Raw genomic sequence first — 12,069 nt, 5'->3', positions numbered from 1 at the left:
GGGGGGGGTGGTGTGGACGCGAAAGCGCCCGGGTCAGCCTACGCGGGCTGCAGGCCGATCGCGACGTCCGTGGGGCGGACGGGCGAGGGCAGTTCGGTGTGGCCCATGAGGTAGGCGTCGACGCTCGCGGCGGCCGCGCGGCCCTCCGCGATCGCCCAGACGATCAGCGACTGTCCGCGGCCGGCGTCGCCGGCGACGAAGACGCCCGGGATGGACGTCTGGTAGTGGCCGTCGCGCTCGACGTTGCCCCTCGTGGTGAAGGGGGCGCTCAGCTGGGAGGCGAGCGTGTCGCCCTCCGGCCCCGTGAAGCCCATCGCGATGAGCACGAGGTCGGCGGGGATCTCGCGCTCGGTGCCGCTCTTGGGCACCCGCCGGCCGTCGACGAACTCCGTCTCCGCGACGCGCAGCGCGCGGACCTCGCCCGCGGCGTTTCCGAGGAACTCGACCGTGGAGGCGAGATACATCCGCTCGCCGCCCTCCTCGTGCGCCGAGGACACCTCGAAGATCGTCGGCGTCATGGGCCAGGGTTGCGCATCGGTGCGGGATTGCGGGGGCTGGACGCCGATCGCGAGGTTCGTCACGCTCAGCGCGCCGTGGCGGTGCGCGGTTCCGATGCAGTCGGCCCCGGTGTCGCCGCCGCCGATCACGACGACGTGCTTGCCCTCCGCCGTGATCTGATTCGGCACGGTGTCGCCGGCGACCGCGCGGTTCGACTCCACCAGGTACTCCATCGCGAAATGGACGCCTGCCAGGTCTCGACCGGGGATCGGGAGGTCGCGGGGAACGGTCGAGCCCGTGGCCACCACGACGGCGTCGTAGCGCGAGCGCAGGTCATCCCAGGAGATGTCCTTGCCGATCTCCACGCCCGCGCGGAAGCGGGTTCCCTCGTCCTGCATCTGGCGCAGGCGCGGCTCGAGCCGCCGCTTCTCCATCTTGAAGTCGGGGATGCCGTAGCGCAGCAGGCCGCCGATGCGGTCGTCGCGCTCGTACACCGCGACCGTGTGGCCGGCACGAGTGAGCTGCTGGGCGGCGGCTAGTCCCGCGGGCCCCGATCCCACGACGGCGACGGTCTTCCCCGTCAGACGTCCGGGCGGCACGGGCTCGACCCATCCGTTCGCGAACGCCTCGTCGATGATCGAAACCTCGATCTGCTTGATCGTGACGGCGGGCTGGTTGATCCCGAGCACGCACGAGCTCTCGCACGGAGCGGGGCAGAGCGTGCCAGTGAACTCCGGGAAGTTGTTCGTCGCGTGCAGCCGCTCGATCGCCGAGCGGCCCTGGCCGCGCCACGTCAGGTCGTTCCACTCGGGGATGAGGTTGCCGAGCGGGCACCCCTTGTGGCAGAACGGGATGCCGCAGTCCATGCAACGGCCGGCCTGCCGACGCAGCACGGCGGAGTCGCCGGGCTCGTAGACCTCTTTCCAGTCCATGATGCGCACGGGCACGGGCCGGCGAGCCGGCAGTTCACGCTCCGTGACCTTGAGGAAGCCCTTGGGGTCAGCCACCGGTCACCTCCAGGATTCGGGTCCAGACGACGTCGCTGTCGGGGTCCAGCCCCTCGGCGACCGCCTTCTGACGGGTTTGCAGGACGGCCGCGTAGTCGCGCGGCAGAACGCGGACGAACTTCGACGCTTCGGCGTCGAAGTCCGCGAGGAGGTCCGCGGCGAGCGTCGAGCCGGTCTCCGACATGTGCTGCTCGAGCAGATCGCGGAGGATCTCGACGTCGCCGGAGCCGAGCTCCTTCAACTCCAGCTCGCCGGAGGCGAGGGCCTCGCGGTTCACCAGCGCCTCGTCGAGCTTGTACACGTAGGCCGTGCCGCCGGACATGCCCGCACCGAGGTTGCGGCCGGTTGCACCGAGGATGACGGCGAGACCGCCGGTCATGTACTCGAGCGCGTGGTCGCCCACGCCTTCCACGACGGCCGTGGCGCCGGAGTTCCGCACGAAGAAGCGCTCCCCCACCACACCGCGCAGGAACATCGTCCCCTGCGTGGCGCCATAGCCGATCACGTTGCCGGCGATGACGTTCTGCGACGCGTCGAAGGTCGCGCCCCGGGGTGGCCGGATGACGATCTGGCCGCCCGAGAGCCCCTTGCCGACGTAGTCGTTGGAGTCGCCCTCGAGGCGCAGCGTGATGCCCGCGGGCATGAAGGCGCCCAACGACTGGCCGGCGGAACCCCGGAGGTTGACCGTGATCGATCCGGCAGGCAGGCCGTTCTCGCCGTGCGCGAGCGTCACCCGGTGGCCGAGCATCGTTCCCACCGCGCGTTCGGTGTTGCGGATCGGGAGGTCGATGCTCACCTCGCCGCCGTGCGCGATCACGTCCTGCGCGCGCTCGATGAGCTGCACGTCGAAGTGCTCGTCGAGCTCGTGCGCCTGCGCCCGGGCGTGCCGGCGCGGTTCGTCCTCGGCGAAGGCGATTCCGCGCAGGATCGGCGAGAGGTCGAGGCCGCTCGCCTTCCAGTGCGCGATCGCGCCCTCGACATCCAGCATCTCGTGATGCCCGACGGCCTCGTCGATCGAGCGGAAGCCGAGCTCCGCCAGGTACTCCCGCACCTCTTCCGCGATGAACTCCATGAAGTTCACGACGAACTCCGGCTTGCCGGTGAAGCGCTTTCGCAGTTCGGGGTTCTGGGTCGCGACGCCCACGGGGCACGTGTCCAGGTGGCAGACGCGCATCATGATGCAGCCCTCGACGACGAGCGCCGTCGTGGCGAATCCGAACTCCTCGGCGCCCAGAAGCGCCGCGATCACGACGTCTCGGCCGGTCTTCAGCTGACCGTCAACCTGCACCACCACGCGGTCGCGCATGCCGTTGATCATCAGCGTCTGCTGGGTCTCGGCGAGTCCCAGCTCCCACGGCGTGCCGGCGTGCTTGAGCGAGTTCATGGGGCTCGCGCCGGTGCCGCCGTCGTGCCCCGAGACGAGGATGACGTCGGAGAGCGCCTTGGCGACACCCGCAGCCACCGCTCCGATGCCCGACTGGCTCACGAGCTTCGTGTGGATGCGGGCGCTCGGGTTCGACCGCTTGAGGTCGAAGATCAGCTGCTTGAGGTCTTCGATCGAGTAGATGTCGTGGTGCGGCGGCGGGGAGATGAGCCCCACGCCGGCGGTGGCGTGACGGGTGCGCGCGACCCAGGGGTACACCTTCGTCGGGGGCAGCTGTCCGCCCTCGCCGGGCTTGGCGCCCTGCGCGAGCTTGATCTGGATGTCCTCGGCGTGGGTGAGGTACATGCTCGTCACACCGAAGCGACCCGAGGCGACCTGCTTGATCGCGCTGCGGCGCTCGGGGTCGAGGAGCCTGTCGACGTCCTCTCCGCCCTCGCCGGTGTTCGACTTGCCGCCCAAGCGGTTCATGGCGATGGCCAGCGTCTCGTGGGCCTCCTTGGAGATGGAGCCGTAGCTCATCGCCCCGGTCTGGAACCGCTTCACGATCGACGCGACCGACTCCACCTCGTCCAGCGGCACGGGCGGGCGCTCACCCGTGCGCAGGCGGAACATCCCGCGCAGCGTGTTGAGCTCGTTCGCCTGGTCGTCGACGAGCTTGGTGTATTCGCGGAAGATGTCGTACCGCCGCGTCCGGGTCGCGTGCTGCAGGCGGAACACCGTGTCCGGGTTGAACAGGTGGGGGGGGCCGTCGCGGCGCCACTGGTACTCCCCGCCGGTCCAGAGCCGTTCGTGCGCGCGCACCGCGGCATCCTCCGGATACGCGTACGCGTGGCGCGCGGCGTTCTCGGCGGCGACGACATCGATGCCGACGCCGCCGAGCTTCGACTCCGTGCCGGTGAAGTAGGTGTCGACGAACTCCTGCGAGAGGCCGACGGCCTCGAACACCTGGGCGCCGGCGTACGAGGACACCGTCGAGATGCCCATCTTCGACATGATCTTCAGCACGCCCTTGCCGAGGGCGTAGATCAGGTTCTTGACGGCCTTCTCCGGAGTGACGCCGCTGATGAAGCCGGCGCGCACGAGGTACTCGACGGTCTCCATGGCCAGATAGGGGTTCACGGCGGATGCGCCGTAGCCGATGAGCGTCGCGACGTGGTGCACCTCGCGCACGTCGCCGGCCTCGACGACGAGGCCCACCTTCATCCGCGTCTCGCGCCGGATCAGGTGGTGGTGCACGGCGGCCACGAGCAGCAGCGACGGGATCGGCGCGAGGTCCTTGTTCGAGTCGCGGTCGGAGAGCACGATGAACTCCGCGCCGTCCTCGATCGCCTGGTCGACCTCGCTGCAGATCTGCGCGATGCGCTTCTCCAGCCCCTTCTTGCCCGCCTCGACGCGGTAGAGACCGCGGATCGTGACGGAGGTGCGACCGGGCAACGCCGTGTCGATGTGCTGGATCTTGGCGAGCTCGTCGTTGTCGATCACCGGGAAGTCGAGCGTGACGTTGCGGGCGTGGTCCGCGCCCCACGACAGCAGGTTCGGCTCGGGCCCGAGCCCCATCCGAAGGCTCGTGACGACCTCTTCGCGGATCGAGTCCAGCGGCGGATTGGTGACCTGCGCGAACTGCTGCACGAAGTAGTCGAAGAGCAGGCGGGGGCGCTCGGCGAGAACGGCGATGGGCGTGTCCGACCCCATGGCTCCCAGAGACTCCGCGCCCGTCTGTCCCATCGGGGTCAGGAGGATGCGCACCTCCTCCTCGGTGTACCCGAACGTGCGCTGACGCCGGGTGATGGAGGCGATGGGGTGCACGATGTGCTCGCGCTCGGGGAGATCCGCCAGGCGCACGGTGCCCTTGTCGAGCCACTGCTGCCAGGGGTGCAGCGTCGCGAGCTGCTTCTTGATCTCGTCTTCCTCGACGATGCGGCCGGCGGCCGTGTCGACGAGGAACATCCGGCCGGGGCGAAGGCGCCCGCGCCGCTTGATCCGCTCGGGCTCGATGTCGAGCACGCCCGTCTCGCTGCCGATGACGATGAGGCCGTCGGTGGTCTCGGTCCAGCGGCCGGGACGCAGGCCGTTGCGGTCCAACGTCGCGCCCACGAGGGTGCCGTCGGTGAAGATGAGGGCCGCAGGCCCGTCCCACGGCTCCATCTGCATGGAGTGGTAGTCGTAGAACGCCCGCAGGTCGGGGTCCATGTCGGCCTGCTTCTCGTAGGCCTCGGGCACCATCATCATGATCGCGTGGGGAAGGCTGCGGCCCGTCAGGGTCAGCAGCTCGAGCACCTCGTCGAAGGATGCCGAGTCGCTCGCTCCGGGCGTGCAGATCGGCAGCAGGGGCTTGACGTCGCCGAGCAGCTCGGATTCGAGCTGGGACTGGCGAGCCCGCATCCAATTGCGGTTTCCCTTGACGGTGTTGATCTCGCCGTTGTGCGCCAGCATGCGCAGCGGCTGCGCGAGCGGCCACGACGGGAAGGTGTTGGTGGAGTACCGCGAGTGGACGACCGCGAGCTCGGACGCGAAGCGCTCGTCCTGCAGGTCGGGGTAGAACGGCTCGAGCTGCAGGGTCGTCACCATGCCCTTGTAGCCGAGCGTGCGCGCGGAGAGCGAGACGAAGTAGGCGTCGAGCTCGTGGCGCGCGCGCTTGCGCAGTCGGTAGACGCGACGGTCGAGGTCGATCCCCGACAGGGCGGGCTGGTCGCCCACCGCGGGGCGCGAGACGAAGAGCTGCTCGAACGCGGGGCGCGCCTCGAAGGCGAGCTTTCCGAGGTGCCGCTCGTCGACGGGCACTTCGCGCCATCCGAGGATGACGAGGTTCTCGCTCTGGGCGATCTTCTCCACGCCGGCCTTCAGGCTCGCGCGCGCCTCGTCGTCCCGCGGCAGGAACGCCATCCCGACCGCGTACTCGCCCTTGGCGGGCAGGTCGAAGTCCACGACGGCGCGCAGGAAATCGTCGGGAATCTGCGTCAGGATGCCGGCGCCGTCGCCCGTGCCGGCATCGGAGCCGATCGCGCCGCGGTGCTCGAGATTGCGGAGCGCGGTCAGCGCCTGGTCGATGATGTCGTGGCCCGGCGTGCCGCGCAGGGTCGCGACCATCGCCAGACCACAGGCGTCCTTTTCGAAATCGGGGTTGTACATCCCCTGCTTCGAGGGGATTGTGCTGCGCTCGCCGAAGAGAGGGCTCGCGGCCATATCAACCGTCCTCACTGGTGGTGCTAGATGGGACGCCGTCGGCCCGGATGCTCATTTGGTGGCGGCTGAGCTTGTGGCTTCTGCTCCGCTGTCGAGTTCATTCGCGGGCGGTTCGCTCACGTCCACGAACTCCGTGGTGTCCTCCGATTGTACCGCAGCCCCCGTTCCGGGGCGCTCGCGGCCGGGAACGTAGGGGCTCGGCTCGAGGCCCGGGTGACGGCGCTTCTGGACGATCATGATGGCGAGCCCGAGCAGGACCCCCGCGACCGCGGCCCACACGTTCGTGCGGATGCCGAAGAAGATCTCGCTCGGGTCGATGCGGATCGACTCCCACACGATGCGACCTGCGCTGTACCAGACGAGGTAGAGGCCGAACAGGCGGCCCCACTGCAGGCCCAGGCGCGCGCCGACCCACAGCAGCACGCAGACGCCGGCGACGTTCCAGATCACCTCGTAGAGGAACGTGGGGTGGAAGAGGGTGCCCTCGGGCAGGCCCGCCGGGATCGCGGCGTTGCCGGGATCGATCTCGAGACCCCAGGGAAGGTCGGTGGGCAGGCCGAAGAGCTCCTGGTTGAACCAGTTGCCGAAGCGGCCGATCGCCTGGGCGAGCAGGATTCCGGGAGCCAGGGCGTCGGCGAAGGTCCAGAACCGGATGCCCGTCCAGCGGCACCCCAGCCACGCTCCGACCGCGCCGCCCATGAGGGCGCCGTAGATCGCGATGCCGCCCTCCCAGATGAAGAACACCGCCCAGATGTTGGTGCCCTCGCCGAAGTAGAAGCCGGGGTGCGTGACCACGTGGTAGATGCGCGCGCCGATGATCGCGAGGACGACGGCGGGCAGGCCGATGTCCAGGACCACCCACGGCTCCGCACCGCGCCTGGTGAGGCGATGGTTGGTCAGCAGCGTCGCGACGATGATTCCCGTGATGATGCAGAGCGCGTAGAAATGGATGCGCAACGGCCCCAGATCGACATAGCTGATCGAGGGGCTCGGGATGCTCGCGAAGATGTCGAGCGCGGAAGACAGCATGACGGAGATTCTATCGGCAGTGCCTTCCGGCGTCTCGACGCTCGTGCCCGAGCCGAACGAGGACAGGTGAACGCTAGCGCGCGGAGGTAGCCTTCGTCGTGCCCGCGGACAGGGCGCGGGCGACCTCGCCGAGGCCCTCGATCCCGCCGTCGCGGAGCGCGCGGACGAGAGCGGTTCCCACGATGGCGCCGTCGGCGTACTCGAGCACCCCGGCCACCTGGTCGGGCGTCGAGATGCCGATGCCGACGCACGAGTGCGCCGCTCCGCGTGCGCGCAGCCGCGCGACGAGCGTGCGCGCGGCGGCATCCAGTTCTGCCCGCTCCCCCGTGATGCCCATCGTCGAGACGGTGTAGACGAACCCCGTGGAGTTCTTCACCACGAGGTCCAGGCGCTCGTCGGTCGACGACGGCGCCGCCAGGAAGATGCGGTCCAGGCCCGTGCGCGTGCTGGCGTCGATCCACTCCGCCGCGGCATCGGGGGTGATGTCGGGCGTGATGATGCCCGCGCCGCCCGCGTCCAGAAGATCGTCGGCGTAGCGGTCGACGCCGTACTGCCAGATCGGGTTCCAGTAGGACATCACCAGCACGGGGATGTCGACGCGGGAGGTGACCTCCCGGATCGCCGGGAACAGGTCGCGAAGGCGGAACCCGGCCGCCAGCGCCGCCTGCGTCGCCTCCTGGATGACCACGCCGTCCATCACGGGGTCGCTGTAGGGCGGGCCGAGCTCGAGGATGTCTACGCCGCTCGCGGCCAGCTCGACGGCGGCCTCGATGCTCGTCGGCAGGTCCGGGAAGCCGACCGGCAGGTATCCGATCAGTGCGCCGCGGCCCTCCGCGTGTGCGCGCGTGATCGCCTCCTCTACGCGCGAGCTCACAGCTCGATCCCTTCGCCGGAAGCGGCCTCGGAACCCTCGATCGTTTCGTCCGGGATGACGGGCGTCGGCGCTTCGGCGTCGTAGAGCTCGAAGTAGCGCGCGGCTGTGTCCATGTCCTTGTCGCCGCGGCCGGAGAGGTTGATCGCGATGATCGCGTCGGGACCCAGCTCCTTCCCGATGCGCAGCGCGCCCGCGAGGGCGTGCGCCGACTCGATGGCGGGGATGATGCCCTCGGTCCGGCTGAGAAGCCGCAGCGCCTGCATCGCCTCGTCGTCGGTCGCGGGAATGTACTCCGCGCGACCGATCGCCGAGAGCCACGCGTGCTGCGGGCCCACGCCCGGGTAGTCCAGACCCGCCGAAATCGAGTGCGACTCCACCGTCTGTCCGTCCTCGTCCTGCAAAACGTAGGTCTTCGCGCCGTGCAGGATGCCGGGGCGTCCGCGCTCGATGGATGCCGCGTGCTTCGGGGTGTCCACGCCGTCGCCGGCGGCCTCCACGCCGTACAGCCGCACGCCCTCGTCGTCGAGGAACGCGTCGAACATGCCGATCGCGTTCGATCCCCCGCCCACGCAGGCCAGCACGGCGTCGGGGAGCCGCCCGGCCTCCTCGAGCAGCTGCGCGCGCGCCTCCTCGCCGATGACCTTCTGGAAGTCGCGCACCATGGCGGGGAAGGGGTGCGGGCCGGCGGCGGTGCCGAAGATGTAGTTGGTGGTCTCGACGCTCGCGACCCAGTCGCGGTACGCCTCGTTGATCGCGTCCTTGAGGGTTCGCGAGCCCGTGGTCACCGGGATCACCTCGGCGCCGAGGAGTCGCATGCGCGCGACGTTGAGAGCCTGTCGCTGCGTGTCGACCTCGCCCATGTAGATGGTGCAGTCGAAGCCGAACAGCGCCGCGGCGGTGGCCGTCGCGACACCGTGCTGGCCCGCGCCGGTCTCCGCGATCACGCGCGTCTTGCCGAGCCGCTTGGTGAGGAGGGCCTGGCCGATGACGTTGTTGATCTTGTGTGAGCCGGTGTGGTTGAGGTCCTCGCGCTTGAGGAAGACGCGCGCACCCCCGGCGTGCTCGGCGAACCGCCGCACCTCCGTGAGCGGCGAGGGCCGGCCCGCGTAGGAGCGCAGGAGAGCGTGGAACTCGTCGATGAAGGCGGGGTCGGCCATCGCGTCCTCGTACACCGCGGTGAGCTCGTCGATCGCGGCGATGAGCGACTCGGGCATGTACCGGCCGCCGAAGTCGCCGAAGAACGGACCGGGTGCGTCGCGAAGGCTGTGCGCGGGGGTGGTGACGTGCGTTGTGCCGGTCATGCGGCGACCTCCAGGAATCGGCGCAGCGTCGCGACGGGGTCGCTCGTGACGAGCGCCTCCCCCACGAGCACGGCGTCCGCGCCGGCGTTGCGATAGTGGCGCACGTCCTCCGGGGAGAGGACGGCGGATTCCGCGACCTTGATGGCGTCGGAGGGGAATCGCTCCGACAGTCGCCCGAAGAGGTCTCGGTCGAGCTCGAACGTGCGCAGGTCACGGGCGTTGATCCCGATCAGGCGCGCCCCGACCGCGGCCGCCCGGTCGAGCTCCTCGGCGGAGTGCGCCTCGACGAGGGGAGTCATTCCGAGCTCGAGGATGAGGGCGTGGAGCGTCTCGAGCGTGCGCTGGTCGAGCGCCGCGACGATCAGCAGCACGAGGTCGGCGCCCGCGGCGCGCGCCTCGAAGACCTGGTACGTCGTGGCGATGAAGTCCTTGCGGAGCACCGGGAGCGACACGGCGCCCTTCACGGCCTCGAGGTCGGCGAGGCTTCCCTTGAAGCGGCGTCCTTCGGTCAGCACGCTGATCGCCGATGCGCCGCCGGTCTCGTACAGACGCGCCTGTGCGGCGGGATCGGGGATGTCGGCGAGGTCTCCGCGCGAGGGGCTCGCGCGCTTGACCTCGGCGATGATGCGCACGACGTCCGCCGGTGCCAGCGCGGCGAGGGCATCCAGCGGCGGTGCGGCTGCCAGTGCCGCGCGCTCCACCTCGACGAGGGGCCGCCCGGCCTCGCGCGTCCGGGAGTCCTCGACTGCGCCGGCCGTCAGGTCGGCGAGCACGGTCAGTGTCCCTTCGAGGTGTACTTCGCGCCGCCCACGCCGTAGCCGATCCTCGCCATGATCCAGCCGACGATCGCGCCGACGACGAGCAGGCCCGCCGAGGCCCACACGAGCCACGGCAGGTCGAAGTAGTACGCCGTCGTGCCGATCGCGACGGCCAGGAGCATGATGACGACGGCGGTCCAGGCGGCGGGCGAGTGTCCGTGACCGGGCTCGGCGATGTCGTGGCTCATGGGACTCCTTCGATCGGGTGCGGCGACCAGTCTACCGGGCGCCCCCGGGGCAGGCGGAAACGGTCAGCGGGTGGGATCCTCGCCGTGGCTGAGCTCGTCCCACGAGTCGACCGCATCCAGCGGCCCCGCCGAGTGCGGGGCGGCGGCGGCATCCGTGCGATAGCGCCGCCCGGACGAGGTCCACGCCCGTGCCGACACGAGCGCGAGAACACCCGCCCCCGCGAGCACCGCCGCGAAGACGAGGGAGAGCCACGGCCACGCCGTGGGGGTCACCGACGAGACGAGCCCCGCGATCCCCTCCGCCCCGGCGATGCCGGTCGCCTCCGTCACCGTCGCCGAGATCGCCGCCTGCCACGAGCCGAGCACGGGGGGCAGCACCAGCGCGGTGACGGCCGCGGCGATGGCGATGTCGATCGCGCCGAAGATCGTGCCCAGCACGCGGCCGGCCAGCGACGCCGCCGCCCCAACCGCGAGGGTGGCCAGCGCCAGCGGGGCGAGCACGGGGACGGCGGACGAGCCGGCCACCTCGAGCGCCTGATCGGGCGAGTCCCGGAGCACCACGGCGAACCACGTCTGCGTTGACGAGACCAGCAGCAGGGCACCCGCCCCGAGCGTGACGAGGACGGCGAGCAGGCGCGCGCGCCTCACGCGGGCGCCGCCTGCACGGGGTCGAGGTCGTCGGCGTCGAAGCACGTGCGGGTTCCCGTGTGGCAGGCGGGCCCGATCTGCTCGACGCTGATCAGGAGGGCGTCGCCGTCGCAGTCGAGCCGCGCGCCTCGCACGAGCTGGATGTTGCCCGAGGTGTCGCCCTTGCGCCAGTACTCCTGTCGCGAGCGGGACCAGTAGGTGACCCGGCCGGTCGTCAGCGTACGGCGCAGGGCCTCGGCATCCATCCACGCCAGCATGAGCACCTCGCCGGTGTCGTGCTGCTGGATGATGGCGGGGGCGAGACCGTCGGCGGTGAAGACGACGCGGCCGATCTTCTCCTCGATCTCGCTCGTGGACTCCGCAGCGCTCATGCGCGCACCTCGATCCCCTCGGCGGTCATGGCGTTCTTCACGTCGCCCACGGTCAGCTGACCGGAGTGGAACACGCTCGCCGCGAGCACGGCGTCCGCTCCCGCTCGGATGGCGGGCGCGAAGTGCGACGCGGCGCCGGCGCCCCCCGACGCGATGACGGGCACGCTCGAGACCTCGCGCATGAGACGGACGAGCTCGAGGTCGAAGCCCTCCTTCGTGCCGTCGGCGTCGATCGAGTTGACCAGCAGCTCGCCCGCGCCGCGCTCGGTCGCCTCCCGCGCCCACTCGAGGGCGTCGAGGGTCGTCTCGGTGCGGCCGCCGTGGGTGGTCACGACGAAGCCCGAGTCCGTCAGCGCCGACCTCTTCACATCGAGCGAGAGCACGAGCACCTGCGCGCCGAACCGGTCGGCGATCTCGTCGAGCAGCGCGGGCCGGGCGATGGCGGCGGAGTTCACCCCGATCTTGTCGGCTCCGCACGCCAGCAGGCGGGAGACGTCCGCCGTGCTGCGCACCCCTCCCCCGACGGTGAGCGGGATGAAGACCTGCTCGGCGGTGCGGGTCACCACCTCGTACGTCGTGGCGCGCGCATCGACCGTCGCCGTGACGTCCAGGAACGTGATCTCGTCGGCGCCCTGCTCGTAGTACAGCTTCGCGAGCTCGACCGGATCGCCCATGTCGCGGAGGTTCTCGAAGTTCACGCCCTTGACCACGCGCCCGGCATTGACGTCGAGACACGGGATGACGCGGCACACCAGGCTCATCGCGGGC

At 70.3% G+C, this 12,069-nt stretch carries 10 protein-coding genes; all 10 read right to left on the bottom strand.

The annotated features are described in order from the left end of the window. Window positions 1-38: 38 nt before the first annotated feature. The 10 genes from RYJ27_RS06635 to hisF all read right to left on the bottom strand — a co-directional run bounded on the left by RYJ27_RS06635 (window position 39) and on the right by hisF (window position 12,062). Window positions 39-1,505 (bottom strand): glutamate synthase subunit beta, encoded by a 1,467-nt coding sequence (locus RYJ27_RS06635; RefSeq protein WP_330171923.1) that lies wholly within the window; start codon window positions 1,503-1,505, stop codon window positions 39-41. Then, on the bottom strand, window positions 1,498-6,072 hold the full coding sequence (gltB, locus tag RYJ27_RS06630; protein ID WP_330171922.1) for a glutamate synthase large subunit: 4,575 nt from the start codon (window positions 6,070-6,072) through the stop codon (window positions 1,498-1,500). The genes RYJ27_RS06635 and gltB overlap by 8 nt, the downstream gene beginning before the upstream one ends. 51 nt (window positions 6,073-6,123) lie before the next feature. Next, window positions 6,124-7,101 (bottom strand): prolipoprotein diacylglyceryl transferase, encoded by a 978-nt coding sequence (gene lgt / locus RYJ27_RS06625; protein WP_330171921.1) that lies wholly within the window; start codon window positions 7,099-7,101, stop codon window positions 6,124-6,126. A 73-nt stretch (window positions 7,102-7,174) separates the two neighbouring features. Then, window positions 7,175-7,975 (bottom strand): tryptophan synthase subunit alpha, encoded by an 801-nt coding sequence (gene trpA, locus RYJ27_RS06620; protein ID WP_330171920.1) that lies wholly within the window; start codon window positions 7,973-7,975, stop codon window positions 7,175-7,177. Continuing rightward, window positions 7,972-9,276 (bottom strand): tryptophan synthase subunit beta, encoded by a 1,305-nt coding sequence (gene trpB, locus RYJ27_RS06615; RefSeq protein ID WP_330171919.1) that lies wholly within the window; start codon window positions 9,274-9,276, stop codon window positions 7,972-7,974. Before trpB ends, trpA begins: the two co-directional genes overlap by 4 nt. Next, entirely contained in the window at window positions 9,273-10,049 is a 777-nt protein-coding gene (trpC, locus tag RYJ27_RS06610; protein WP_330171918.1) for an indole-3-glycerol phosphate synthase TrpC, read from the bottom strand. The genes trpB and trpC overlap by 4 nt, the downstream gene beginning before the upstream one ends. 2 nt (window positions 10,050-10,051) lie before the next feature. After that, window positions 10,052-10,282, bottom strand: coding sequence for a DUF6704 family protein (locus RYJ27_RS06605; RefSeq protein ID WP_330171917.1), 231 nt, complete (start codon window positions 10,280-10,282; stop codon window positions 10,052-10,054). 63 nt (window positions 10,283-10,345) lie between these two features. After that, the gene (locus RYJ27_RS06600; RefSeq protein WP_330171916.1) at window positions 10,346-10,930 is read right to left on the bottom strand and encodes a Trp biosynthesis-associated membrane protein; all 585 of its coding nucleotides are present in this window, start codon (window positions 10,928-10,930) and stop codon (window positions 10,346-10,348) included. Continuing rightward, window positions 10,927-11,301, bottom strand: a complete 375-nt coding sequence (hisI, locus tag RYJ27_RS06595) for a phosphoribosyl-AMP cyclohydrolase (RefSeq protein ID WP_330171915.1) — start codon at window positions 11,299-11,301, stop codon at window positions 10,927-10,929. The genes RYJ27_RS06600 and hisI overlap by 4 nt, the downstream gene beginning before the upstream one ends. After that, entirely contained in the window at window positions 11,298-12,062 is a 765-nt protein-coding gene (gene hisF / locus RYJ27_RS06590; protein WP_330171914.1) for an imidazole glycerol phosphate synthase subunit HisF, read from the bottom strand. Before hisF ends, hisI begins: the two co-directional genes overlap by 4 nt. Window positions 12,063-12,069 lie beyond the last annotated feature (7 nt).

Source organism: Microbacterium limosum (assembly GCF_036324365.1).
GTDB classification, from domain to species: domain Bacteria; phylum Actinomycetota; class Actinomycetes; order Actinomycetales; family Microbacteriaceae; genus Microbacterium; species Microbacterium limosum.
Note: the sequence above shows the minus strand (reverse complement) of the source record. Positions and strands in the feature narration are given on the sequence as shown.